This is a genomic window from Thalassospira permensis NBRC 106175, assembly GCF_000714555.1.
In the GTDB taxonomy this organism is placed as follows: Bacteria; Pseudomonadota; Alphaproteobacteria; order Rhodospirillales; family Thalassospiraceae; genus Thalassospira; species Thalassospira xiamenensis.
The window spans coordinates 58,706-82,783 of the sequence record NZ_AUNC01000011.1; the positions used below are offsets into that span (position 1 = coordinate 58,706).

Genomic DNA, 24,078 nt, shown 5'->3' on the forward strand with positions numbered 1-24,078 from the left:
CAAAGAAAAGGGACACGAGCAATGAATATGAGCTTTAAACCAGCCGCGCGGCCATTGGCACAATCAAACACCGACCGCCCGACACCGCCAATGGATTTACTGCGCGCAAGCGTTAATGATGCCGATGTCATGGCCAAGCTGATCAATATCGCGGGCGAAGGCCTGCCGGTTTATCTGTGGCAGGACATGATCGAAGGCGACGAGACCGTCTGGGATGTCGGGCGCCAACGCGCCCGGCGCGACGAAGGCGGATTTTCCTATCGCAATACCACGCTTGCCTTTGGCGAACATCAGGTGATGGGTGCTCTGATTGATTATGCCCAGCCCGATACGTTTGATCCGATTGATCCGACGGAAATACCGGCAATGTTTGTGCCGTTGCTTGAGCTTGAAAGCCTGGCACCGGGAAGCTGGTACATCAATGTGCTGGCGGTGTTTCCGCCGTTTCGCAATCGCGGGGTCGGATCAGAACTGATCCGGGCGGCCGAACGCAATGCGATCAATGCCGGAAAACAGGCGATCAGCATCATCGCATCAGACGGCAATCCCGGTGCCATCCGTCTTTATGAACGGCATGGCTATACCCAGTGCGCCAAACGCGCGATGATCAAGGAAGGTTGGGAAAATCCCGGTAAAAACTGGATATTGCTGATCAAGCAGTTCTGATCAGAAGCAGGAGACCAAACAAAAAGCCGGAAGCCCTCAGCTTTCGGCCTTCTTTTCCCAAGACCCTTGCGGGGTCTGCTGCCAGTAAGACAGCTTGTGCCCGGCATCTTTCCAGTCTTTCCATCGGGTGCGTGCCTCGGCCACCGCCTCATGATCGCGGTCGTCAAACAGCATGATGACCCGTTCATAATCGGCGATCTTCTCGCTGATGGCCCGGTCGGTCAGAAACAGGAATTGCGCGCCGTTGGGATTTTCATCCTCGGATGTCAGCCAGACCGGCTGCATTTCCGGATCACCATCAGATTTCGATCCATGGGGCATCCAGCTTGCGGCGTCATAGGTCCAAAGCAGGGTATTGAGCGCCTCGATCCGTTCCTCCGTCCCGGTCATGACGACAGCACGTTTTTCCCGCTCCAATGTCTTGGACAGCAGGGTCGGCAATGCACGTTCCAGCGGGGACGCGGTCAGATGATAGAACCAGATGTCAGCCATGGTGGATTTCTATCGCGAACATGAAAACGGGGCAAGGTGATCATCACCCTGCCCCGCAAGTTTCTGGTCAAACCGCCGTGAAATCAGGACTCGCAGTTATCGGCCACAAAGCGATCCAGCAGGCGCACGCCATAACCGGTGCCGCCTTTTGGCGTGACTTCGCTATCCTTTGTCGCCCAGGCCATCGCGGCGATATCAAGATGCGCCCACGGGCGATCCTTGGTGATGAAGCGCTGCAGGAACTGTGCCGCCGTGATGGAGCCAGCCGGACGGCCGCCAACGTTTTTCATATCGGCAATGTCGGATTTAAGCTGGCTGTCATAGGCCTTCGACAGTGGCAGGCGCCAGACGGTTTCATTAACCGCAAGACCGGCATTGGTGATCTGGGTGGACAATTCATCATTGTTGGAAAACAGCCCGGCATTTTCATGGCCCAGCGCAATGATGATCGCACCGGTCAGGGTCGCCAGATCGACGATCAGTTTCGGATCGTATTTTTCCTGCACATAGGTCAGGGCATCACACAGGACAAGGCGGCCTTCGGCGTCGGTATTGATGACTTCGATGGTCTGCCCCGACATGGAGGTCACAACATCGCCCGGACGCTGTGCGGTGCTTGACGGCATATTTTCAACAAGGCCGATGACGCCAATCACGTTGGCCTTAGCTTTACGCCCGGCCAATGCCTTCATCAGGCCGGAAACCACACCGGCCCCGCCCATATCGAATTTCATGTCTTCCATGCCAGCAGCCGGTTTAATCGAAATACCGCCGGTATCAAAGGTCACACCCTTGCCAACAAACGCGACCGGTGCGTCTTTTTTCTTGCCTCCGTTCCAGCGCATGACAACCATATAGGGCTTGTGCGCCGAACCTTGCGAGACGCCCAGAAGTGCGCCCATGCCAAGCTTTTTCATTTCTTTTTCGTCAAGCACGTCAATCTCGATACCGAGCTTTTCAAGCGCGCTGACTTCTTTCATGAAGCTTTCGGGATACAGCACATTGGCAGGCTCAGACACCAGATCGCGGGTGAAGAACACGCCTTCGACGACCTTTTTGGCACTGTCGAACTGTTTTTTGGCGTCCTTGTGATCGCGGGCGGCAATCGCGATGGATTTCAGAACCGGTTTATCTTCCTTGGTTTCGGTGGTGCGGTATTTATCGAAACGATAATCGCGCAGCATCGCACCGGTGGCGAAATCACAGGCCATGCCTTCCATGTCAAACAGGACGGTCACGTCCTTCTCGCCGGTCGAAAGGGCCCGTACGGTGACATTGCCGCCAAGTTTCTGGGCGGCGATCACGTCAAATTCGGCTTCCTTGCCAATCCCGAACACGATGATGCGCGAAAGATCGGTATTGGCCGGTGCCAGAAGCTGCAGGCTTTGCCCTGCTTTCCCCTTGAAGGTCGATCCCTTGATCGCCTTGGCAAGTGCGCCGCCGGTTGCTTCGTCCAGCGCCACGGCACTTGGCATCAGATCGCCGCCATCGGTGGCAAAGGCGATCACAGCGCCCGAGGTCGGGATGGCGAGATCGGAGAACGTGATCTTCATGAGAAAAAGGCTCCTGTCATGTTTCGGGCATATGTGGTGTCTGCACCGGCAATCCCGCCGATGCTTGAATGCTTTCCCTAATCTAGCGCGTTAAATGGCGAAGAAAAGGCTTATTGCTCAAAAACCTGCGTGATTTTACCGATATGACAGGCCCATGACGACCGACCAAGTGTTTCCACGGTGATTTTGGCCGATTGCTCAATGTCAAGGCAGGCGCACAATCGCGGCCTATGATGGAACTGTTCCAACTTAGTCCCCTGCTTGTTTGACGGTGCCATGATGAATGCGAAAACCTCGCCGATCTCGATATCCGAACCCGCCCCCGCACCGCACCCATTCTGGAGTGGCGCGTTTCGCCCGATGTTTCTGTTTGCCGGGCTGATTGCGGTGGTGGCCGTGGTCTGGTGGGTGGCGGGGATGGCGCATGGGGTGCCGACGCCGTCGCTTGGCACGCCGTCGCTTTGGCACGGGCATGAAATGATTTTCGGCTTTGGCGGGGCGGCGATTGGCGGGTTCCTGCTAACCGCGATTGCCAACTGGACGGGGCGGCCCGGCGTTGCGGGCGGATTGCTGATGGTGCTTGCCGCGTGCTGGCTCATCGCGCGGCTGGCGGTTGGCTTTGGCGAGACATTGCCGCCCGCCTTGGCCATCATCGGCGGGCTTGGTTATTTCATCGCCCTTATCGTGATTGCCGGGCGAGAGCTTGTGCTGGGGCGGAATTATCGCAACCTTAAAATCCTTGGTATTCTGGGGCTGATTACCGCCTTTGACGGGATGTTTATTGCAAGCGCACTTGGCCTGATCGCGCTTGATGCGATGGTGATTTATCAAAGTGCGATTTTGCTGATCGTGCTTCTGATCGCGCTGATTGGCGGGCGGATCATCCCGGCTTTTACACGCAACTGGCTGCAACGCGAACGGCCGGATGCCACGATGCCGGTGATGTTTACGCGTTTTGACGGCGTGTGCCTTGCCGCCCTTGCCATCACCATCGTGATCGGGATGGTGGATAAGGATGGCGTCATCTTTGGCGCGGCGTTGCTGATCACCGCCACCTTGCACGGGCTTCGCATGGTACGCTGGCGCGGGCACCTGACGCTGCGCGATCCGTTGGTGGCGATGTTGCATTTCGCCTATTTCTGGGTGCCTGCCGGATTGGCGGCGTTTGGCATCGCCCATATCTGGCCGGACGTGATGGCAGCGCGTGATGCCCTGCACGGGCTTACCGGCGGGGCGATGGCCTGCATGATCATCGCGATTGGCGGGCGGGCAGCCCTTGGCCATACCGGGCGGGAATTGCGCGCAAGCCAGGCCTTGAATGCGGCATTCGGGTTGGTGTGGATGTCGACCGTGCTGCGGCTTCTGGTCGGGCAGTTCCCGGATGCTTACCTTCCGGTTCTGGCAGCGGCGACCCTGTGCTGGCTGATCGGGTGGCTGGCGTTTCTGATTGGCTATGCGCCGATCCTGATCGGGCCGAGCCAGAAGAAAACGCGCGGCATTCAGGTAAAGTGAACGGCGTTAACCAAAATCAAACAGCGACAGGGTCGGGTTGGATTTGATGTATTCGACCTGCCCCTTGTCCGCATCGCCGGTGCAATGCCAGCCATTGTTTTCATAAAAGCGGTGCGCGCGGATTTTGGGATCGGCATCGGTGGTCAGCGAAATGTCGCTGCAGCCTTGGGCAAACAGCCATTCTTCGGCCACGCGCAAAAGCGCTCTGCCCACCCCGCGGCCTTCGAAATCGGGATCAACGAACAGCGCCCATAATGTGGCCTCGCGCGGGATGGCGATGGCAAAGCCCGCCGCCGCCCCGTCCAGATCGGCCACCCACATGCCATAGCCATCGGCAAGCCATTTGCCAAAGGCGGCCTTGGTGATGCCGCGTTCGGCCAACTGATCGACAGATAGATGATTTTCGCGCACCCGGCTTCGGATGGCGAAAATGGCGCTGACGTCGGAAATGCTGGCTCTGCGGATTTTCATGGGGTGATTTTGGGTCCAAACGAAACTGGCGGCAATTTAGCCTGCTTTGCCCGAAATGGAAGCAAAAACGCCATCAGGATGCTGGTGCCGAACCCGCACTTGGCGCGACCAGACGCACCGGCAGGCGCTTTGGCCCCCATGTGCCGGGGCGCGGTTGGAATACACCTGCGCAATGGGTACCGCATTGGGTGCAGGCCCCGTGTGCATCAAGGTTCCAGTCCGATAACTGATACCAGTCCCGCCCGATCAGGATATGCCCGCAATGATGGCAAAAGGTGCTTGATCCCGCCTTGTCATGGACATTGCCAACATACGCATAACGAATGCCGTTTTTCATCGCGATCTCACGCGCCCGGATCAGGGTTGCGGGCGGGGTGCGCGGATGATCCATCATTTTCCAGTCGGGATGAAAGGCGGTGAAATGCATCGGCACATCGGGGCCGAGTTCACGCTGCACCCACGATGTCATTTCATCAAATTCGGCGTCGCTGTCATTCTCGCCGGGGATCACCAGATTGGTCAGTTCAAACCACACCCCGGTTTCATGTTTAAGGTATTTCAGGGTTTCAAGAACATCTGCCAGATGGGCGGAACAGAGCTTATGATAGAAATCCTCGGTAAAGCCCTTGAGGTCGACATTGGCCGCGTCCATATGGCGAAAGAATTCCTCGCGGGCTTTATCGCCAATATATCCCGCCGTGACGGCGACGGTGCGAATGCCAGCCTCCCGGCAGGCCTGCGCCACATCCACCGCATATTCCAGAAAGATCACCGGGTCGTTATAGGTAAAGGCAACTGCCGAACAGCCATATTCCTTTGCGGTTCTGGCGATCATTTCAGGCGTCGCAAGCGATCCCAGCCTATCCATTTCACGCGCCTTGGAAATCTCGTAATTCTGGCAGAACTTGCAGGTCAGGTTACAGCCCGCCGTGCCAAATGACAGGATCGGGGTGCCGGGCAAAAAATGGTTAAGCGGCTTTTTCTCGATCGGATCAATGCAAAAGCCCGATGACCGGCCCCATGTGGTCAAAACCACCTGATCGCCCTCGCGCGCCCGGACAAAACACAAGCCCCGTTGCCCGTCCTTCAGCTTGCAAAAGCGCGGGCAGACATCACACTGGATACGGCCATCATCAAGATGGTGCCAGTAGCGTCCGGGGACGGTTCCTATTTGCGGGGTCGTGACATTCATGGCGCTTTGGACCCTGACCGGGTTCACGATTGTTAGCTTGTCCTTTCAAAGTGTAGCCCTGATCGCTATCTTTTTCAAAGGAAGCCCATCATTGGAAGCGTCATGACGATTATCCGCCCGCCTGCCATTGCCGGAACGTTTTATCCCGCTGCACCCGATATGTTGCGCAGCGAGATTGACGGATTGATCCATGCGGCGGTCGAGAGCCAGACAGAGAATGATACACCAATCCCCAAGGTGATCATTGTGCCCCATGCCGGGCTGATGTTTTCAGGGGCGATTGCCGGTCTGGGTTTTGCCACGGTTCGGGCGTTAAAGGGTACGGTCAAACGGATCGTGATCATTGGCCCGGCGCATCGCATGGCATTTCAGGGGATTGCGATTGCCAAGGCGGACGGGTTTGCCACACCGCTTGGCGATGTGCCCTGCGACCTTGCCGGGTTGCAGGCGGCCCTTGCATGGCCACAGGTGCAGGTTCTTGACGAGGCGCATCGGCTTGAGCACGGGCTTGAGATCGAATTGCCGTTTATCCAGCGATTGTTTGGCGAAGATGCCGATATCGGCATTGTGCCCCTGCTGGTCAGCCGATGCAGCGCATGGCAGGTGCATGAGGTGATCGAGGCGCTTTGGGGCGAGCCGGAAACCCTGATCGTGATTTCATCGGACCTGTCGCATTTTCATGATTACGATACCGCCAAACGCATCGACGACAATACGCGCGCAATGATCGAGCGGTTTGACGCCGAAAGCATCACAAGCGGGGATGCGTGTGGTGCCTTGCCAGTGGCGGGCATGTTGATGTCGGCCCGCAAACGCGGTATGCGGATCAGGACACTTGGCATGTGTAATTCCGGCGATGTGACGGGCGATAAATCGCGCGTGGTCGGCTATGGCGCGTGGGCGGTTTATGCGGGATCAGCGGACATGCGCGAGGATGAAAAGACGAGCAAATCATCAGGCGGCTTTGTTGGCGCGACCGAAAAGCTTCTGATCGATCACGGGGCGACGATGATCGACCTTGCGCGGCAATCGATCTGGCACGGGATCACGCATGGCGGGCCGCTTCGCATTGATCCGGCATCGGTTTCGCCCGAACTTCTGCAACCGGGTGCGTGCTTTGTGACATTAAAGAAATCTGGCCAGCTTCGCGGCTGCATCGGATCGGTGATGGCGCATCGCGATCTGGCGACGGACCTTTGCGAAAATGCGTTTAAGGCCGGATTTGGCGACCCGCGCTTTCCGGCCCTTCGCCAAGATGAACTGAATGACGATCTGGAATTATCGATCTCGGTCCTCTCCCCGCCGCGTGATTTTCCGTTTGAAAACGAGGCCGATCTGATCGCCAAACTGACACCCCATGAGGATGGCATTATCCTGTCGGATGGCAATCATCGTGGCTTGTTCCTGCCTCAAGTCTGGGAGCAATTGCCTGATCCGGCGGATTTCGTGGCACAATTGAAACGCAAGGCCGGGCTTTCGACGGATCACTGGTCGGATCGCATGCGGGCACAACGGTTTGTGACGCGCGGCATCTCGGGCAAGGACATCGCGCCCAGGGATTTCTGGCAGCAACCGACCCCGATGTCATGAGCATTGCAGGATCGGACAACATCAATGCCCGTGAAGGACGCTATCGTTACTTCATTGAAAGCGTGATCGCGTGGGAAGGGGTTTGGGGGCTTTATGACAAGGGCTGGCTGTTGTGCCCCGGCAATGATGGCACCCGATATTGCCCGTTTTTCGCAAGCCATGACCATGCGGATGCGTGGAACGAGATTGCGCAAACCGGCTACGTCCCGACCGCGATCACCCTGGTTGAACTGACCGAAAATCTGTTGCCCGATCTTGCCCGGAACAGGATTGAACCCGGTATTTCACCGACCGGCGATGATGGCCCGATCCTGCCGGGGCATTTGGCATTGCATGATGATTTGATGGCCGCGTTAAAGAAATCGATCACCGGCTAGGGATGTGAGACAGCGTTTTCGCAAAGCGCAGCTTTGGCAGGACCCGTGCCCCATTGCGTTCATAAAACCGGGCCGCATCGATATTCCAGTCGGGCGTTTGCCATTCCATCCAGCCAAGGTTTTGCTGCCGTGCCAGATTTTCAAACGCGGCCAGCATCCGCGCGCCAAGCCCGGCCCCACGGCTTTGCGGCGCAAGGTAAAGACAATCCAGATGCAGGAAGCAGGCGGCCTTCCATGTTGAAAATTCGATACTGGCAGCACCATAGCCGACCAGTTCCCCACCCCTGCCCGCCACCATCACGCTCAGGCGGGCATCCGCGCCAAACAGATATCGGGGCAGGTTTTCCGCAAGATCGGCGCGATTGACCTTCTGGCGTTCAAAATCCGCGTGATCGGCAATCAGGTCAATCAGACGGGGCAGATCATCCGGGGCGGCGGTGCGGATTTCATATGGCACTGGTGATGACGTCATTGGTGCGATCCGGTGGCAAAGAATAGGATGGGCCGACAGGCAGCGATCCTGTCGGCCAGTATTAGAGATGGTTACCGTCAGATCAGGCAACCGGTTCCGTCAGGTTGAAGCCTTCGTCGATCCATCCGGTCACACCGCCAATCATCAGTTTGACCGGCAGGCCAAGGGCGGCCAGCCGACAGGCGGCTTTGTTGGCACCATTGCAATGCGGACCGGCGCAATAAACCACAAAGGTTTTACCGGCGGGATATTCGGCCATGCGGCGTTCGGTCATCTTGCCGTGCGGGATATTGATCGCGCCTTCGATATAGCCGCCGTGATACAGCGCGGGGGACCGGACATCGACAAGAATGAAATCATCGGCCCCGGATTGCAGGCTTGCATGCGTGTCCCAGCAATCGGTTTCAAATTGCAGCATCGCATCAAAATGGGCGCGTGCAATATGCGACGGTGCGGGGTTGATTTCATTGATCAGGCTTTTCATTCGGGTGGCTCCGTTTTCAATCATCATGGGTGATGGGATGATCGTAACGATTGCCATTTTTTGTGATAGTGGCCAAAATGCCATTATTCGGTAATTTTTCGCCAAACCGCATTTTAACGGAATCAAATCCGGTCATGCCCGATCATCGTGCCGCAGATATCAAACCAACCGACGCCCTCCATCATGTTGTGGTGCTGGCCTATGACGGGCTTTGCACATTTGAATTTGGCATCGCCCTGGAGGCATTTGCCCTGCCCCGGCCGGAGTTTGATTTTCCGTGGTATCGCTGTTCGATTGCGGGAATTGACCCGGAAATCCGCGCGATGGGCGGATTTCGGGTGGCGACCGATGCCGGGATAGAATTGATTGATCATGCCGACACCGTGATCATCCCCGGCTGGCGCGGGGCGGATGTGATGCCCGATGTGGCACTTTGTGATGCGTTAAGGCGTGCTCATGCCCGCGGATGCCGGTTGGTAAGCATCTGTTCGGGCGTGTTTGTTCTGGCGGCAAGCGGGTTGCTGGCAAACGGGCGGGCGACGACGCATTGGCGATATACCGACCGGCTGCACACGATGTATCCCGATATCGAGATTGTCGATGATGTTCTATATGTCGAAAACAGCCAGATCATCACATCGGCGGGCAGCAGTGCGGGGATTGATGCCTGTTTGCATGTGATCCGGTCCGATCATGGCGCGCAGGTTGCCAATGTGGTCGCACGGCGGTTGGTGATGCCGCCCCATCGTGATGGGGGGCAGGCACAATATGTCGAAGCGCCGGTACAGGAACGACCGGGCAAATCGATTGCAGCCGTTCTGGACTGGGCACGCGGCAAACTGGCCGAACCGATTGAAATCGGCGAAATGGCCAACTTTTCGGGACTAAGCGAAAGAACGTTTTTACGGCGTTTCCGCGAAGGCACCGGCATGGCGCCGCTTAAATGGCTGCGGCGTGAACGGGTATTGCGGGCGATGAAATTGCTTGAAGAAACCAGTTTGCCGCTGGGTGACATTGCCGAGCAATGCGGGTTCCAGTCGATGGAAACATTTCGCATCGCGTTTCGCGATATCGCCCACGTGCCCCCGGCCCGCTATCGCAACCGGTTTCGGATCGGTCAACCGGCGTGACCGGGCATAGGGCCTGATGAGAGGCGATGGCGATGATGAACGTGAACAGGAAAGTGAACGTGATCTCGCCATAATGGAACGGTCTTACTGGACGTGATGGGCAAAATTCCCTATGCCCTTTGCACGCAAAAAGATTAACCAGACGAGATTGCCATGACGATTGCCCTTCCGGCCGATGCCAGTGCCCTTGAAAACGGGTTGATTGAAATTGCGCGCCGTGCCGGTGCCGCCATGATGAAAATCTATGACACCGATTTCGAAGTCCGGTCGAAGGATGATGCATCCCCGGTGACCGAGGCCGACGACGCCGCCGAGGCGGTGATCCTGCCCGGTCTTCGCGCCCTGACCCCGAATGTCAAAATCGTGTCCGAGGAAAGTGCGGCTGCGGGTGACATTCCCGATGTAAACGGGGATACCGATTTCTTCTGGCTGGTGGATCCGCTGGACGGGACCAAGGAATTCATCAAACGCAACGGCGAATTCACCGTCAATATCGCCCTGATTGCCAAGGGCGTCCCGGTTCTGGGCGTGGTTTATGCCCCGGCAATTGAAAAGCTTTATTACGGCGGGCCGGATGGGGCGAAGCTGATTGAAGGCAATGGCGATATTGATGACACAACCCGCGCCATCACGGTGCGCGACATGCCCGAAGACGGGGTAGTCGTCGTCGGTTCACGTTCGCATGGCGATCCCGAGGCGATGAAGGCGTTTCTGGGCGACCTCGCGGTCAAGGAACTGCGCCCGGCGGGAAGTTCGCTTAAACTCTGCCTGCTGGCCGAGGGGGTGGCCGACCTTTATCCCCGCCTTGGCCCGACCATGGAATGGGATATCGGGGCGGGCCATGCGGTTCTGGCGGCGGCGGGTGGCGTGGTCGAGAATATGGACGGCACCCGGTTTGCCTATGGCAAGGCCGATTTCCGCAATCCGTTCTTCATCGCACGCAGCCCATCCGTGCCGGTGAAATACCAAGGTTAAGCTTCGTTACTTTCCGCATTGCAGGATCAAGGCACGATTTACACATCCCGCACGGCGTGATCGCATGGTTGATCACGTCTGCAGATCACACGCAAATCTTCGCTAAAGGAAAAAAGCGCGCTATTTCAGTTCACTGGTTGAAATTCAATTCTGCGGCACAAACTGTATAACACCGAAAAATCGCTATACGTTTGGGTTGAGATACATTCCCCTTTGGGAGAGAGAATTGATGTTCCGGAATTCAATTTCGCGCCTGATCATTTCCTTGCAGAGCCTTTTGCTTATTGGCTTTGTAAGTGTTACGGGCGTTCTGGCCTTTATCAGTTGGCATGACTCGGACAATGCATCGGAAATCCTGAATGCAACCCGTGCAGACCAGCTTTTGTTTTCTGCAGTCCTTGGCGTCCGACAGCAGATTTCCGGCACCCAAACCGCGTTGGTGTCGCAAGACGATCCGACCGGGGCCTTTGCCAGAACGCGCGCGATTGCCGACCAGAGTTTTGACACCGCAATGGCGGCCCTTGAAGATGTCGAGGTCGACGGGGTTGATAAATATATTTCCGACCTTCAGGCAGCATGGGCGGAACAGAACCGCCTTGAAGAAAATATTGATGCACTGGCAAAGCGGCCCAAAGATCAGCGCAGTGTCCCCGAAGTCAAGGAATGGTCAGATTCCGTCCGTAACGTCGTTGACACCATTCTGGGTGTGTCGCTTGCGGTTGGAAATGACGTTCGGCTGCTTGACCCGTTTGTCGGCGAAATGATTCAGGTCCGGCGTGCGGCATGGATGGTGCGCGACAAGTTCGGCAGCCAATGTTCGCTTTTACGTCCGAATGTCTCGAAAAACGAACCTTTAAGCCCCGAATCCTTCGCGCGTTGGAACCAGCTTAAAGGCGGTTATCAGCTTATGTGGGACGAGATTGATTCCGTCATGGCCCGCCCGGGCATTCCACAGCGTCTTTTAAATGAAGTAAAAGCGGCTGAAAGTGCCACGACCTCAGCACAGACGCAGCTCGATGCCCTTTATACCGGTTTGAATGGTGGCACGGCACCAGCCATGCCACCGACCGAATATACCGCCCTTTGCAATGGGCCGTTTGATCAGATTGTCGAAATCGGTCACACCGCCATGAAAGAGGCCGTGTTAAGTGCGGAAAGCAAAAAAGCATCGGCAAATATCGGGCTTGTGACCGTCAGCATCGGGCTTGTCATCGCCCTCGGGCTTTCGGCGATTGCGATTGCATCCGTGCTGCGGCGTTTTTCAACTCCGATTGGCCATCTTATGGCCGATGTCGAACGCCTGTCACAGGCTGATTATAAAACCAAGGTCACGGAAACCGGCACCCCTGACGAGCTGGGTCGTCTGGCGGAGGCCCTTGAAGAGTTGCGCAAAAATGCGTTGCAGACCGAAGAACTGCGACAGGCACAACAAAAAGCACAGCAGGAGCAAATCGAGAAAGGCAAGAAACTGGCCGAGGCGGTCAGTGCGTTTGAACAGGGATCAGCAAGGATCGTACAGGCAGTTCGCCATGCATCGGGGGATATGCAGGGCAATGCCGAACAATTGTCCACCATTGCCGAAAACACCGATCAGCGTACCCAGGTCGTTGCCAAGGCATCGGGCGAGGCATCGGGCAATGTGCAGACCGTTGCCGCTGCGTCCGAAGAACTGAGCGCATCGATCATCGAAGTCAATCAGCAGATCAATGGATCATCACGCATGGCCAATGATGCGGTTGACGAGGTTGAACAAACCAATCAGTCGTTCTCGGATCTTAAGGAAGCAGCCGAAAAGATTGGCGAGGTTGTCGAGCTTATTCAGAACATCGCATCGCAGACCAACCTTCTGGCGTTGAATGCGACGATTGAGGCGGCAAGAGCCGGCGACGCGGGCAAGGGTTTTGCCGTGGTCGCCAACGAGGTCAAAACCCTTGCCACCCAGACGCACAAGGCAACCGAGGAAATTTCGGGCCAGATTGGCGGCATGCAAACCGCCGTTGGGCTTTGCATTGAGGCGATTACCGGGATCGGCACTAAAATCCACACCATCAACGAGGCGATTTCGGCGATTGCGGCGGCCACCGAAGAACAATCTTCGGCGACGCAGGAAATTGCCCGAAATGTCCAGCATGCTGCGACCGGCACATCAGAGGTTTCAGATAACATTGCGTCTGTGACCGAGATGGCCCGCGACACTCGGCAAATGTCTGCCGAAGTCCTGAAAGCATCGTCAGAGCTTTCAAGTCAGGCGGATGCCCTTGGACGGGAGGTTGAAGAATTCCTGTCCCGGGTCAGGGGCATCTGATCCAAGCCGCCGGAAATTTCCCGGTGCTGTAAAAACAGTCGGGCAGCACGCTTAAGGCCGCTGCCCGATTTTTTTTGTGATAATGAAGGAAGCCACACGCCGCCCGAAATCATTTCGCGAAAGCGGCATCAAAGCGAATTGCAAAGCCCGATCAGCAGCTTGTCCTTGATGCGGCGCAACAGGCACCTGCCGCTTCTTTTATGGCTTTTATTGAAAGAACTGAATCCCGCAGTTTTGTTGACTTTGAGCGTATTTTTTGCTATACGATCCTTATCGCCACACAACGTGTAGGTGACGTAAATAGCCGCCGGAATCACGGCGACGCGGTCCGGGTCACTGCTGCAGGGCGACCGCCGGGCTAGAGCGTAAATGGAGCCGCCATCCTGATGGCGGCTCTGCGCTGTCTGGGGCTATTGCCCCGGTGCAGGTGTGGTCCGGCGCATCATCAAAAGCAGCACCGAAATCCCCGCCGCCAGCAAGACCAGAACCGGCAGGGCCCAGTTCCCGATCATCACCAGAAGCGACGTCCCAGCCGACGGGCCGACAATCGCACCCAGCGTATAGCTTTGCGAGACAACCACCAGAACGCCGACCTGATATCCCTGCCCCGCTCCTCCTCCTGCGCCTTGTCCTTTCCCTCGGCCACTGGCCGCGATCAGGACAGCGGCGGTATAAAGCCCGGCCACCGCGACACCCAGCGCAAACAGGATGATCGCCGCCATGATGCCATATCCGGCAAGCGCCATGGGGAGAGCGCCAACCAGAAGCAGACCAAAGCACAGCCAAGCCAGTTTGATCGGACCGCTTTTATCCGAAACATAACCGACAAGCGGCTGGCAGATCGTGCCGCCAAACACAAAGACCGCCGCCAGCCACAAACCAGCTTCGGCAAGGCCGGTGTCACGTTGCGATTGCAACGGCAGGACCGATAAAAAGCAGATTTCAACAAACCCCGCGACAAAGGCAATCAGCACCAGATCCCAATGATCAATCCAGCGCCGCAATGCTGCCCCCGCGCCCTTCTGGGTTGATGCCATTTCAAGGCGCGGCATGGCAAAGGCACAGAAAAGCGGGATGATCGCCGCAACAAGGGCAATGCCAGACATGGCGAATGCATCCGTTCCAAACCAGCCAATCAGGACCGGGCCCAGAACAATGCCAAGCCCCATCAGGGTTTCATGAAAACCAACCACCCGGCCCAGTTTATCACGCGGGGCCAGTTGCACGATCAGCCCGTCACACACCACCCACCGCAAAATCAGCCCCACCCCGGCAAACAGGGTTGCGGGCAGGACCAGCGCCGATTGCGGCGCATACATCACCACGACAATCAGGGTAAAAAACGACAGGCCACTGACGACAAGCGGGATAACGGGATGGGTTTTACGTAAAATCGCCGCGACAAAGAACCCGCCGATCAGATCGGCAATCCAGTAAAGCGACAGCATCATGCCGCCATGCCGTTCCCCTAATCCGGCATTGGTCAGTGCCAGCGGCAAAAGCGTGTCGATCACGCCGATCTGAATGATCTGCGAAACAAACGACGCCAGATTAATCAGGGCCAGCGGGACAGCAATATGGGGCGGGATCGTTGCGGCCTTGGAGAGTGATGGCATGTGCAAAGGCATAATGGCCCTCCTTGCGATGGATTACACCGTTCCGAGGGCCTGAGCGGGTGTTTGCAGCAGGCCGGATATATAAAGGATGCAGGCTTTGACACGCACCACGCGCGAACCAGGATCAATCATGGGGTTCTTCCTGCGACCGACACCCTAAACCGGGACGATCATTCGATCAATGCAAACAGCGATAAAGTCGCTTCCAGCTTGTCATTCCCGACTATCATCGCTAGGTATTTCACAAGGCTATATTTTTTATGGAATGCTTGATGTCCCCGGCTTTGACGATCCGCCCCTATTCCGAAGGTGCCCTGACACAGGCCGCGGCCAAGTTGCGCGCGGGCGAACTTGTCGCGTTTCCGACCGAAACGGTTTACGGGCTGGGTGCGGATGCCACCAATGACGATGCGGTTGCGGGCATTTTTGCCGCCAAGCAACGGCCAAGCTTCAACCCGCTGATCAGCCATTTCCCTGATCGCGATGCCGCCGCCAAACATGCGGTTTTCGATGCGCGGGCAGATAAGCTTGCCGATGCGTTCTGGCCGGGTGCGCTGACGCTTGTTTTGCCAAAGCGTTCCGACAGCAATGTATCGCAATTGACCACCGCCGGCTTGCCCAGCATTGCGGTGCGTGTGCCCGCCCACGAAATGGCGCGCGCGCTGTTGCGTGCAGTTGGCCGCCCGATTGCAGCACCTTCGGCCAACCGGTCCGGGCGGATCAGCCCGACGACGGCGGCACATGTGGCAGCATCCCTTGGCAATGCGATTGGCATGATTTTGGATGGCGGCCCATGCGGGGTCGGACTTGAAAGCACGGTGATTGATCTGACCACCGACCGCGTCGTGATGCTCCGCCCCGGCGGGATTACCCGCGATCAGGTGGCGGAAGTTCTGGGATGCGACGTCGTGATGGCCGAAACCGATGACAACGCGCCCAAAAGCCCCGGCATGATGACCAGCCATTATGCACCCGGCCTGCCGGTGCGGCTGAATGCGACGGCACCGGATCAGAAGAAATACGGCCATGAAATATTGCTGGCATTCGGGGATTGCGTGACCAAGGGATTTGATAAAGTCCTGTGGCTTTCGAAAACCGGCAATGACCGCGAGGCCGCCGCCAACCTGTTTGCCAAACTGCACGAAGCCGATCAGAAGCGGTTTGACGGGATTGCAATTGCGCCGATCCCCGATACCGGACTTGGGCTTGCGATCAATGACCGGATGAAACGCGCCAGCGCCCCCCGCGCCCTTCATCCGACCCCGTAATTCTTCCAACCTCAGCCGAGCGGAAAACAGCCCCCATGCACATCCTGCCCGCCAGCGCGATCAAGGAACTTCAGGATGCCCTTGGCCCGAAAGGCTGGAGCATGGAGGCCGATATACTGGCCACGCATAATGCCGAGGCACGTGGCAAGTTTGCAGGCGACGCGGGCATGGTGCTTTATCCCGCCAATACCGACGAGGTCGCCAAATGTGTCGCGATCTGTGCAACCCATGGCATTGCGATTGTGCCCCAGGGCGGCAATACCGGGCGATGCGGCGGGGCGGTTGCCAATGCCGCCGAGGTGATCCTGAACCTTAAACGGATGAACCGGATCATTGATATCGATGCGCGCGATTTTACCGCCACCGTCGAAGCCGGTGCGATCCTGCAAACTCTTCAGGAAGCTGCCCTTGAGCGTGATCTGATCTTCCCGCTTAGCCTTGGGTCGGAGGGAACCTGCCAGATTGGCGGTAACCTTGCGACCAATGCCGGCGGGCTGAACGTCATCCGGTATGGCAATACCCGCGATCTGGTTCTGGGGCTTGAGGTTGTTCTGCCCGATGGCAGCGTGTGGAACGGGCTTTCGAAATTGCGCAAGGACAATACCGGCTATGACCTGCGCGATCTGTTTATCGGGGCCGAAGGGACGCTTGGCATTATCACCAAGGCGAGCTTGAAACTGTTTCCCAAGCCCCGCCATGTCGCGACCGCGTGGGTTGCCGTCCCCGGACCGGATGCGGCTCTTGACCTTCTGGCACTCGCACGGCGCGAAAGCGGTGATGCGATTGCCGCGTTCGAGCTGATCTGCGGCTTTGCCCATGATATGACGGTGGCACACCTGCCGGGGCTATCCGCCCCGCTTGCCGCCCCTTCGGACTGGTATGTGATGATCGAACTGACCTCGTCACGGCCCAAGGATGACCTGAACGAGGTCCTAAGCGACCTTCTGGAGGCCGCCCTTGAGGCAGGCCTTGCCAGCGACGCAACATTGGCACAGTCCGAGGCCCAACGCGCCAATCTTTGGGCGATCCGCGAAGGCATCCCCGAGGCGCAAGGTTTTGAAGGCGGCAGTATCAAGCATGATGTGTCGGTCCCGGTTTCCAGGGTGTCGGAGTTGCTTATGCGTGGCATGGCAGCCGCCGGGGATCTGATCCCGGGCATTCGTCCCTGCCCGTTTGGCCATGTCGGCGATGGCAATATCCATTTCAACTTCACCCAGCCGGTCGAGATGGAAAAACAGGCATTTCTCGATTGCTGGGAAACGCTTAACCGTCTGATCCATGACATTGTCGCCGATCTTGGTGGCTCCATCAGCGCCGAACATGGCATTGGCAAGCTGAAGCTTGATGAACTCGCCCGCTATGCCAGCCCGGAAAAGATGAAGCTTTTGCGTGTGATCAAGGACGCGATTGATCCCGATGGTATGCTCAATCCCGGCAAGATCGTGAAATAAACCACATCATGGGCGCCCCCAACCCCATAAAGGTCTGCAATGTTTTCGATTGATACCTATGATCCGCTGAATGTTCCCAAGGCTGTTGGGGACGAAATCTGGATCATTGATGGTCCGGTGATCGGGTTTCAGTATCTGGGCATGAAATTGCCGTTTCCGACCCGAATGACGATCATCCGGCTGGCGTCAGAGAAGCTGTTTGTCCATTCACCGATCCGTTTGACGCCGGAGCTTAAGGCACGTGTTGATGCGCTGGGCGAAGTTGCCTGTCTGATTGCGCCCAACACCATCCATTATGCCGGGGTGCCGGAATGGCAGGCGGCCTATCCGGCGGCGCAAAGTTTCTGTGCGCCCGGTGTGATCAAGCGGGCGAAGTCGGTCGGCATGACGGTATCGTTTGATGCCGAACTTGCCGATACTGCCGAACCGGAATGGGCGGATGAAATCAAACAGGTGATGGTACGCGGCGGCTATTTATCCGAGGCCGTGTTTTATCACCCGAAATCAAACAGCCTGATCCTGACCGACCTGATCGAGAATTTCGAGGCGCACAAGATCAAAAGCCCGATCTGGCGGTGGCTGGTGCGGATGTTTGGCTCGATGGACCCGGATGGATGTGCGCCGCGTGATATGCGCATGACCTTTGCCGGGCATAAGGAAAGCCTGCGCAAGGCAGTCGATCAGATGATCGACTGGAACCCGGAACGGGTGATTATGTCGCATGGTCGCTGGTATGATCACAACGGCACAGCCGAGCTTAAACGCGCATTCCGCTGGGTCATGAAATAAGGGGCGCGCCGATCATGGCACGCCTCCTTTCTACCGTCAGATGCGAAAGAAATTATTCTTTCGGGCCCGACCAGCTATTGAGCGCGTCAAGCTTGTCCTGACGGCGGGCTTCGGGGGATTTTTTCCAGTCATTGCCAAATGCCGCGGATTCCCATGATCCATAGGTCGGGTTTGGCAGCATGAACCAGCGTTCCCCCCAATAGGTCGCGTATTTGTCCATGACTTCGAGGCGTTCGTCGATGGTGCCATCGATATCGTCGGTGAAATCGCCGAAGTTATCGCCAAACATCATGATGACGCGGAAATCCGCCGCCACCGCTTCGCGGCGGGTGGCCTTGGCCGAACCCCATTCTTCCTTTTCACCGCGCACCATCACATGATCCGCATCGGCATAAGGGAAGCCGTATTCCTGAAGGTTTTTGATGGTCGCGGCTTCTTCGGCGGCCTTGCGGTTGGTGAGATAGAAGACTTCAACGCCCTTGTCGGCCGCGGCCTTGGTCAGTTCCAACGCGCCCGGGGTCGGGGTTGAAATCGCGTCTTCGACAAATGCCGCCCAGGTTTTGGAGCTATAAGACGTATTGGCCGTCACAACCCATGACTGATAGGCCGAGTTATCGAGAACCGTTTCATCAACATCAAGGATGATCGCGGGCGGTTTGGCCGAATAGTTGCCATCCTGTTCAAGGGCGGCGGTCCAGCCATGATCACCAATCGCCGCATCGAGAAGACGCTGCGCGCCTGCATAAACCGAAAGGGCCGTGGTTTTGTATTCGACCGAGGTCTGATACCAAAGCGATGCGTTCAGACCGTCATTCTGTGCCGGTTCCTGGGCCTGCGCACCAAAGGCCGAACCCGCCAGAAGAACAGCAACGCCAAATGATTTCGTCGTCAATTTCATGTTTTATTCTCCCTGTTTGGTTCCCGATCCGGCCGGGGTGCCCCCGATGAGTTGAACAGCGATCTGACCAGCCGGACAGGATTGCAAGAGCATGCCACCGCACCGCACCAAAGAAAAAGCCTTTTTCTGCATCGGGGCGGAAAAAGGCTTTGGACGCGATTTGATAAAGGCGCCAATCCGGCGGCCCGGCAATCAGGCCGTCGGGCGTTTTTCAAATGTGGTGAAGCCGTCTTCAAGCCCGGGTTCTTCATGCACGCGGGTGACATTCGCATGCGTCGGGCCATCATGGCAGGCCGCGATCATGGATTGCACCCCGGCCACCGGGCCGCAAAACAGCGCCTCGACCGTACCATCCGCGCGGTTGCGAACCCATCCAGTCAGATCGCGTTTGCGGGCTTCCTCGACCGTCCAGGCGCGATACCACACGCCCTGCACCCGGCCTTCGATCCGGGCAAGGACGGAAATGTTTCCGGTGCCTGTTTGCGGGTCGGGTTCGGTGGTGGTCATGGCAACATCCTTTGATGTGATGTTTACTTCGCGCCGGGAATATTGGCGTGCAGATGGGCGGTATCCTGAAACTTCTGTTTCTGTTCCGCTGTTGCCGGGGCCTGATGATTGTCTTTCCATTGATCATAGGTCATGCCGTAAACGACCTCGCGCGCGCCGTCATAATCCATGGCCACATCGCGTTCACGCGCCGCCGCCAAATACCATTTAGCAAGGCAGTTGCGGCAGAAACCCGCAAGGTTCATCAGATCGATATTCTGCACATCCTTGCGGTCCTGAAGATGCTGCACAAGGCCGCGAAAGGCAGCGGCTTCAAGTTCCAGCTTGATTTGCGGATCAAGGTTTGCCGCCGGGCCATTGGCAAGGGATGCTTCGGTCGACATTTCCGAACCGGCGCAATCAGACATTTTCCATACTCCCGACCTTGCCATAGGCTGGCAGGTCCTGTTCAAGTTTTTCGATATTTTCCGGGACCTCGGCGATGCTTTCGACCGTCACGAAATGATCATTGTCGATTTCGGTCTGATCGACCATTTCGTGAACCCAGGTGATTTCATAGGGAATGTGGATCGCCGACCCGCCACACGCAAGCACCGGCAGGATATCGGACTTCAACGAATTGCCGATCATCACGGCTTCGGATGGTTCCACACCATAACGGCCAAAAATATTGCGATAGGTCAGCGGATCTTTTTCCGAAACGATCTCGACACCGGCAAACAGGCTTTCGAGGCCGGAACGCTCGATCTTGAGCTGCTGGGCGATCAAATCGCCCTTGGTGATCAGGACGATCTTGCGATCAGACTGTTTGACATAATGGCGCAGCACCTCTTCGGCCCCGTCAATCAGACGGGTCGGCGCACGCAGCATGGATTTGCCGATTTCGGCCAGTTCATGAATGTCGGCAGCACTTATTTTCTTGTCGGAAAGCTCAATCGCAGTTTCGATCATCGACAGGGTAAAGCCGGTGATGCCGTATCCATAAATCGAAAGGTTGGACAGTTCCGCCTGATAGAGGCGATCATTGACCGTATCAGCATCGACATAGTGGGAAAGCATTTCGCGCAGGCGGATATGGGCGTCACGAAACAGCGGTTCGTTATGCCACAGCGTATCGTCGCCATCAAAAGCAATCAGTTTATACATACTCACGCCTCGTTTCTTGTTCTTGGATGGCCTTGCAGAAAGCACCCGGCCTCAATCCGCGACCATAAGTCAGCCGGAAATCCCCGTAAAGCCCCGTTTCCTGTATTTAATATGCGCAATAACTGTTCGAAAGGGGTTGCAAACCCGTCCAATCGAACAGGTATGGAACAAAAACGCCGGGGGAATGTTCCCCCGGCGCATTTCCCGGTTCTTTTCCGGGCCATCTCCCGGCGGACCCGGCCCTAGCTGACAAGGATACCGATCTTGCCGATATGCGATTTCGCAACGAATGCTTCCTGTGCCTTGGCGAGATCGCGAAGGTCGTAAACTTCCGCGACCAGCGGACGAATTTCACCCTTTTCGATATATTTCACCAGATCGGTGAAAACGCGATCTTCCTGATGGGTGCAGCCATAAAGTGTTAAATCCCTAAGATAAAGCGTGCGCAGATCAAGTTCGACAATCGGCCCGGCGATTGCCCCAGCCGTGGCATATCGACCACCCGAAACAAGGGTTTCAAGCAGTTCGGGCCAGCGCGGCCCGCCGACCAGATCGATCACGACATCAAAGCGGTTGCGCGGCAATTCATCTGCACGGTCAAGAACCTCATCCGCGCCAAGATCACGCAGGGCCTTGGCCTTTGACGCGCTTGACACCGCAACGACATAGGCCCCGCGCCGCTTGGCAAGCTGAATGGCCGCAGAACCGACCCCGCCCGATGCCCCGGTTACAAGGACGCGTTCCGCCCCAAGGCCTGTGCGCTGGATAATCCCCTCGGCGGTTGAAAACGCGCATGGGAAGGATGCAAGATCGGTGTCCGACAGGTCCGATTTGATGGCAATCGCGTTTTTATCCGCGACCACGGCATATTGCGTAAAGGCCCCGTTCGTTTCGCTGCCGAATGTTTCGACCCGGTGTGTTCCGTCCTCGTTGGGAACGGATTGCAGGGCACGGACCAGAACACGCTGCCCAAGTCGCGCGGGATCAACACCCTGCCCGAGTGCGACAATCGTGCCGCAACAATCCGCCCCCTGAATATGGGGAAAGGCCAAAGTACCGCCCGACCAGGTGGCATCGGCAAGGGCATCCTCGCCAAAACCGGCATCGCTGCCGTCACTCGTGGCGCCGCGAACGGCCTTTGAATACCAGGCGATGCGGGTGTTGATGTCGGTATTGTTGACCGAAGACGCCCCGACTTTGATCAGAACCTGCCCGGCTTCGGGGGTTGGCGTTTCCAGGTCTTCGCGCCATTCGAGCTTATCAAGCCCGCCATGCCCGGTCAGGACGACGCCATGCATTTTTGTCGGGATATCGGTCATTGGTTACTCCATGTAGAACGATTACTCTACTTGCCAAGGTAAAGGGAACGTTCTACATTTGTCAACATGACGGATACAAAACTGAAAATCGCCGCCGGTCTTGAGCGGGCCTTTGCCAAGGGCGGCTTTGCCGAACCCAGTGTTGACGACCTGCGCGAAGCCGCCGATGTCAGCCTGCGCACGCTCTATAAATACACACCATCGCGGGCCGACATGGTGCATCTGGCCCTTGAACACCGCCATCAGCGTTACATTGATCTGCTGTTCACCAATTTGCCCGAGGCCCCCGACAAAGCCCTTTCGGCAATCATTGATCGTGTCGGTGTCTGGATGGAAACAGAGGCAAGCCACGGCTGCCTGTTCCACGCCGCCGTTGCCGCATCACCGGGCGATCAGATGCTGCGCGATTTGCTATCACGCCATAAGGTCGAGGTCGCAACCAAAGCCGCCATCGCCACAGGGCGACAGGGATACGAGATCGAGCTTAACCTGATCCTTGAAGGATTAACGCAAAGCTTCACCCTGCACGGGGCACAAGCCATTGCCGCAGCGAAACGGCTGGCGGGTGGGATACCGACGCACTCCAACCCATAGGATTTCTGCTCCCAAAGGAAAAGGCGCTGGCCCGAAGACTAGCACCTTTTATTGCACCTTCAAGGGATCAGGCGGCTTATTCGTCCTTCTCGAACTCGATGATGATCGCATCGACCGACAGGTTTGCGCCCTGCTCGGCGTGGATTTTCTTGACGACACCTTTGCTTTCGGCCTTGAGCACGTTTTCCATTTTCATCGCTTCAAGGATGCAAAGTTCCTCGCCCGGCTGGACGGTCTGGCCTTCGGTCACCGATACCTTGACCAGCAGCCCCGGCATCGGGGACAGCAGGAAGTTTGACATATCGGGCGGAGCCTTGAACGGCATCAGTTTTTGCAATTCGGCGACACGGGGCAGCATCACCTTGAAGCTGCGCTGGATGCCATTGGCCGACAGGCGATAGCCGACACCTTCGACATCGATCTGCACGCAGACCGGCGCGCCGTCAATGACACCGACAAACATCGCATCGCCGATTTTCCAGTCGGATGAAACGCCATAACTGCGATCCCCGATGGCGACGATATAGTCATTGTTAACACCGTCAATTTCGATATCAAACGCGGTGTGATCATCACCCGATACCGCGACCCAGCTTTCGGCAACCTGCAACGGATGATCGCTGACCTGTCCGGTCACGCGCGCATTGCGTTCCGCCACCCGCTGATTGAGGTATCCGGCAACCACCACCAGCATCGCCGGATCATCGTTGGGCAGATCATCGGCGGAAAAGCCGTTGGGATATTCTTCGGCGATGAAATTGGTGGTGATATTGCCTGACTGGAACCGTTTATTGGCCATAACGGCGGCAACAAACGGGATATTGTGCGAAATGCCGCGGATGTAATAGGCATCAAGGGCGGCCCGCATTTCCGCAATCGCATCATCACGGGTTTCGCCATACGTCACCAGTTTTGCGACCATCGGGTCGTAATACATCGAAATCTCGCCGCCTTCGAACACGCCGGTATCGACACGCACGGATGCGCTTTCAGCAGGCGGCTGATACCGCACCAGACGCCCGGTGGAGGGCAGGAATTCACGGAACGGGTCCTCGGCATAGATACGGGTTTCCATCGCCCAGCCGGTCAGCTTGACATCATCCTGCGCAAGCGTCAGTTTTTCGTCATTGGCGATGCGGATCATCCATTCCACAAGGTCCTCGCCCGTCACCAGTTCGGTCACCGGATGTTCGACCTGAAGGCGGGTGTTCATTTCAAGGAAGTAGAAGTTCTTGTCCTTATCGACGATAAATTCCACCGTCCCGGCGGAG

Annotated in this window: 24 protein-coding genes; 11 read left to right on the forward strand and 13 right to left on the reverse strand. The window is 57.0% G+C overall.

All coding sequences use genetic code 11. From position 1 onward, the window contains the following. Window positions 1–27: 27 nt before the first annotated feature. Window positions 28–666: a GNAT family N-acetyltransferase gene (locus tag SMB34_RS06995; RefSeq protein WP_167332743.1), complete on the forward strand. Its 639-nt coding sequence runs from the start codon at window positions 28–30 to the stop codon at window positions 664–666. Window positions 667–702: 36 nt separating this feature from the next. On the opposite strand, the gene SMB34_RS07000 is transcribed toward SMB34_RS06995, so the two are convergent. After that, a complete protein-coding gene (locus tag SMB34_RS07000; RefSeq protein WP_037988818.1) occupies window positions 703–1,158 on the reverse strand; it encodes a DNA polymerase III subunit chi in 456 nt (151 codons plus the stop codon). A gap of 83 nt (window positions 1,159–1,241) precedes the next feature. Continuing rightward, window positions 1,242–2,711: a leucyl aminopeptidase gene (locus tag SMB34_RS07005; RefSeq protein ID WP_037988819.1), complete on the reverse strand. Its 1,470-nt coding sequence runs from the start codon at window positions 2,709–2,711 to the stop codon at window positions 1,242–1,244. Window positions 2,712–2,987: 276 nt separating this feature from the next. Here SMB34_RS07005 and SMB34_RS07010 point away from each other — a divergent pair, with 276 nt between their 5' ends. Beyond that, window positions 2,988–4,223 (forward strand): NnrS family protein, encoded by a 1,236-nt coding sequence (locus SMB34_RS07010; protein ID WP_037988820.1) that lies wholly within the window; start codon window positions 2,988–2,990, stop codon window positions 4,221–4,223. A gap of 6 nt (window positions 4,224–4,229) precedes the next feature. Here the strand turns inward: SMB34_RS07010 and SMB34_RS07015 are convergent, their stop codons facing one another. Beyond that, complete coding sequence (locus SMB34_RS07015; RefSeq protein ID WP_037988822.1) at window positions 4,230–4,694, reverse strand: GNAT family N-acetyltransferase; 465 nt, start codon at window positions 4,692–4,694, stop codon at window positions 4,230–4,232. 73 nt (window positions 4,695–4,767) lie between these two features. Continuing rightward, a complete protein-coding gene (gene amrS, locus SMB34_RS07020) occupies window positions 4,768–5,886 on the reverse strand; it encodes an AmmeMemoRadiSam system radical SAM enzyme (RefSeq protein WP_037988824.1) in 1,119 nt (372 codons plus the stop codon). A 102-nt stretch (window positions 5,887–5,988) separates the two neighbouring features. Between amrS and amrB the strand changes: the two genes are divergently transcribed. Both amrB and SMB34_RS07030 read left to right on the forward strand, forming a co-directional pair. Further along, on the forward strand, window positions 5,989–7,476 hold the full coding sequence (gene amrB, locus SMB34_RS07025; RefSeq protein ID WP_037988826.1) for an AmmeMemoRadiSam system protein B: 1,488 nt from the start codon (window positions 5,989–5,991) through the stop codon (window positions 7,474–7,476). Then, window positions 7,473–7,853, forward strand: coding sequence for a DUF2750 domain-containing protein (locus tag SMB34_RS07030; protein WP_007091448.1), 381 nt, complete (start codon window positions 7,473–7,475; stop codon window positions 7,851–7,853). The genes amrB and SMB34_RS07030 overlap by 4 nt, the downstream gene beginning before the upstream one ends. Here the strand turns inward: SMB34_RS07030 and SMB34_RS07035 are convergent. Next, window positions 7,843–8,325 carry a GNAT family N-acetyltransferase gene (locus SMB34_RS07035; RefSeq protein ID WP_037988828.1) on the reverse strand — a complete coding sequence of 161 codons (483 nt, stop codon included), beginning with the start codon at window positions 8,323–8,325 and terminating at the stop codon, window positions 7,843–7,845. The two genes, SMB34_RS07030 and SMB34_RS07035, sit on opposite strands and share 11 nt — an antisense overlap. Before the next feature lie 82 nt (window positions 8,326–8,407). Beyond that, window positions 8,408–8,809 carry a rhodanese-like domain-containing protein gene (locus SMB34_RS07040; protein ID WP_037988873.1) on the reverse strand — a complete coding sequence of 134 codons (402 nt, stop codon included), beginning with the start codon at window positions 8,807–8,809 and terminating at the stop codon, window positions 8,408–8,410. Between the two features lie 134 nt (window positions 8,810–8,943). Between SMB34_RS07040 and ftrA the strand changes: the two genes are divergently transcribed. From ftrA to SMB34_RS07055, 3 genes are all read left to right on the forward strand, one after another. Beyond that, window positions 8,944–9,939 carry a transcriptional regulator FtrA gene (gene ftrA, locus SMB34_RS07045; protein ID WP_037988831.1) on the forward strand — a complete coding sequence of 332 codons (996 nt, stop codon included), beginning with the start codon at window positions 8,944–8,946 and terminating at the stop codon, window positions 9,937–9,939. 153 nt (window positions 9,940–10,092) lie between these two features. Then, window positions 10,093–10,914, forward strand: a complete 822-nt coding sequence (gene cysQ, locus SMB34_RS07050) for a 3'(2'),5'-bisphosphate nucleotidase CysQ (protein ID WP_051682164.1) — start codon at window positions 10,093–10,095, stop codon at window positions 10,912–10,914. Between the two features lie 229 nt (window positions 10,915–11,143). Continuing rightward, entirely contained in the window at window positions 11,144–13,219 is a 2,076-nt protein-coding gene (locus SMB34_RS07055) for a methyl-accepting chemotaxis protein (RefSeq protein WP_037988833.1), read from the forward strand. A 410-nt stretch (window positions 13,220–13,629) separates the two neighbouring features. On the opposite strand, the gene SMB34_RS07060 is transcribed toward SMB34_RS07055, so the two are convergent. Then, window positions 13,630–14,847, reverse strand: a complete 1,218-nt coding sequence (locus tag SMB34_RS07060) for an MFS transporter (RefSeq protein ID WP_037988835.1) — start codon at window positions 14,845–14,847, stop codon at window positions 13,630–13,632. Window positions 14,848–15,107: 260 nt separating this feature from the next. Between SMB34_RS07060 and SMB34_RS07065 the strand changes: the two genes are divergently transcribed. The 3 genes from SMB34_RS07065 to SMB34_RS07075 are packed head-to-tail and all read left to right on the forward strand — an operon-like array spanning window position 15,108 to window position 18,343. Further along, window positions 15,108–16,103 (forward strand): L-threonylcarbamoyladenylate synthase, encoded by a 996-nt coding sequence (locus SMB34_RS07065; RefSeq protein WP_205618037.1) that lies wholly within the window; start codon window positions 15,108–15,110, stop codon window positions 16,101–16,103. 35 nt (window positions 16,104–16,138) lie between these two features. Then, the gene (locus SMB34_RS07070) at window positions 16,139–17,554 is read left to right on the forward strand and encodes an FAD-binding oxidoreductase (RefSeq protein ID WP_037988837.1); all 1,416 of its coding nucleotides are present in this window, start codon (window positions 16,139–16,141) and stop codon (window positions 17,552–17,554) included. Window positions 17,555–17,593: 39 nt separating this feature from the next. After that, window positions 17,594–18,343, forward strand: coding sequence for a DUF4336 domain-containing protein (locus SMB34_RS07075; protein ID WP_037988840.1), 750 nt, complete (start codon window positions 17,594–17,596; stop codon window positions 18,341–18,343). Window positions 18,344–18,395: 52 nt separating this feature from the next. Here the strand turns inward: SMB34_RS07075 and SMB34_RS07080 are convergent, their stop codons facing one another. From SMB34_RS07080 to SMB34_RS07105, 5 genes are all read right to left on the reverse strand, one after another. Next, a complete protein-coding gene (locus SMB34_RS07080; protein ID WP_037988843.1) occupies window positions 18,396–19,241 on the reverse strand; it encodes a 5'-nucleotidase, lipoprotein e(P4) family in 846 nt (281 codons plus the stop codon). A 192-nt stretch (window positions 19,242–19,433) separates the two neighbouring features. Beyond that, window positions 19,434–19,748, reverse strand: coding sequence for an acylphosphatase (locus SMB34_RS07090; RefSeq protein ID WP_051682165.1), 315 nt, complete (start codon window positions 19,746–19,748; stop codon window positions 19,434–19,436). A gap of 23 nt (window positions 19,749–19,771) precedes the next feature. Beyond that, entirely contained in the window at window positions 19,772–20,155 is a 384-nt protein-coding gene (locus tag SMB34_RS07095; RefSeq protein WP_240478770.1) for a DUF1244 domain-containing protein, read from the reverse strand. Beyond that, on the reverse strand, window positions 20,148–20,894 hold the full coding sequence (locus tag SMB34_RS07100) for an HAD family hydrolase (protein ID WP_037988849.1): 747 nt from the start codon (window positions 20,892–20,894) through the stop codon (window positions 20,148–20,150). The genes SMB34_RS07095 and SMB34_RS07100 overlap by 8 nt, the downstream gene beginning before the upstream one ends. Before the next feature lie 242 nt (window positions 20,895–21,136). Next, entirely contained in the window at window positions 21,137–22,213 is a 1,077-nt protein-coding gene (locus SMB34_RS07105; RefSeq protein WP_037988852.1) for an alcohol dehydrogenase family protein, read from the reverse strand. Between the two features lie 66 nt (window positions 22,214–22,279). Between SMB34_RS07105 and SMB34_RS07110 the strand changes: the two genes are divergently transcribed. Then, entirely contained in the window at window positions 22,280–22,807 is a 528-nt protein-coding gene (locus SMB34_RS07110) for a TetR/AcrR family transcriptional regulator (protein WP_037988855.1), read from the forward strand. A gap of 76 nt (window positions 22,808–22,883) precedes the next feature. Here SMB34_RS07110 and SMB34_RS07115 read toward each other — a convergent pair. Next, on the reverse strand, window positions 22,884–24,078 hold a 1,195-nt coding region (locus SMB34_RS07115; RefSeq protein ID WP_037988884.1), incomplete at its 5' end, for a biotin/lipoyl-containing protein.

Excerpts from the sequence above, each read along its gene's own strand:
- SMB34_RS07030 (WP_007091448.1), top strand. The coding sequence starts at position 7,473 with ATGAGCATTGCAGGATCGGACAACATCAATGCCCGTGAAGGACGCTAT.
- SMB34_RS07100 (WP_037988849.1), bottom strand. The coding sequence starts at position 20,894 with ATGTATAAACTGATTGCTTTTGATGGCGACGATACGCTGTGGCATAAC.
- SMB34_RS07055 (WP_037988833.1), top strand. The coding sequence starts at position 11,144 with ATGTTCCGGAATTCAATTTCGCGCCTGATCATTTCCTTGCAGAGCCTT.
- amrS (WP_037988824.1), bottom strand. The coding sequence starts at position 5,886 with ATGAATGTCACGACCCCGCAAATAGGAACCGTCCCCGGACGCTACTGG.
- SMB34_RS07000 (WP_037988818.1), bottom strand. The coding sequence starts at position 1,158 with ATGGCTGACATCTGGTTCTATCATCTGACCGCGTCCCCGCTGGAACGT.
- SMB34_RS07065 (WP_205618037.1), top strand. The coding sequence starts at position 15,108 with ATGTCCCCGGCTTTGACGATCCGCCCCTATTCCGAAGGTGCCCTGACA.
- SMB34_RS07040 (WP_037988873.1), bottom strand. The coding sequence starts at position 8,809 with ATGAAAAGCCTGATCAATGAAATCAACCCCGCACCGTCGCATATTGCA.
- cysQ (WP_051682164.1), top strand. The coding sequence starts at position 10,093 with ATGACGATTGCCCTTCCGGCCGATGCCAGTGCCCTTGAAAACGGGTTG.
- SMB34_RS06995 (WP_167332743.1), top strand. The coding sequence starts at position 28 with ATGAGCTTTAAACCAGCCGCGCGGCCATTGGCACAATCAAACACCGAC.
- SMB34_RS07015 (WP_037988822.1), bottom strand. The coding sequence starts at position 4,694 with ATGAAAATCCGCAGAGCCAGCATTTCCGACGTCAGCGCCATTTTCGCC.
- SMB34_RS07075 (WP_037988840.1), top strand. The coding sequence starts at position 17,594 with ATGTTTTCGATTGATACCTATGATCCGCTGAATGTTCCCAAGGCTGTT.
- SMB34_RS07090 (WP_051682165.1), bottom strand. The coding sequence starts at position 19,748 with ATGACCACCACCGAACCCGACCCGCAAACAGGCACCGGAAACATTTCC.
- SMB34_RS07035 (WP_037988828.1), bottom strand. The coding sequence starts at position 8,325 with ATGACGTCATCACCAGTGCCATATGAAATCCGCACCGCCGCCCCGGAT.
- SMB34_RS07080 (WP_037988843.1), bottom strand. The coding sequence starts at position 19,241 with ATGAAATTGACGACGAAATCATTTGGCGTTGCTGTTCTTCTGGCGGGT.
- SMB34_RS07095 (WP_240478770.1), bottom strand. The coding sequence starts at position 20,155 with ATGTCTGATTGCGCCGGTTCGGAAATGTCGACCGAAGCATCCCTTGCC.
- SMB34_RS07060 (WP_037988835.1), bottom strand. The coding sequence starts at position 14,847 with ATGCCTTTGCACATGCCATCACTCTCCAAGGCCGCAACGATCCCGCCC.
- ftrA (WP_037988831.1), top strand. The coding sequence starts at position 8,944 with ATGCCCGATCATCGTGCCGCAGATATCAAACCAACCGACGCCCTCCAT.
- SMB34_RS07070 (WP_037988837.1), top strand. The coding sequence starts at position 16,139 with ATGCACATCCTGCCCGCCAGCGCGATCAAGGAACTTCAGGATGCCCTT.
- SMB34_RS07110 (WP_037988855.1), top strand. The coding sequence starts at position 22,280 with ATGACGGATACAAAACTGAAAATCGCCGCCGGTCTTGAGCGGGCCTTT.
- amrB (WP_037988826.1), top strand. The coding sequence starts at position 5,989 with ATGACGATTATCCGCCCGCCTGCCATTGCCGGAACGTTTTATCCCGCT.
- SMB34_RS07010 (WP_037988820.1), top strand. The coding sequence starts at position 2,988 with ATGATGAATGCGAAAACCTCGCCGATCTCGATATCCGAACCCGCCCCC.
- SMB34_RS07005 (WP_037988819.1), bottom strand. The coding sequence starts at position 2,711 with ATGAAGATCACGTTCTCCGATCTCGCCATCCCGACCTCGGGCGCTGTG.
- SMB34_RS07105 (WP_037988852.1), bottom strand. The coding sequence starts at position 22,213 with ATGACCGATATCCCGACAAAAATGCATGGCGTCGTCCTGACCGGGCAT.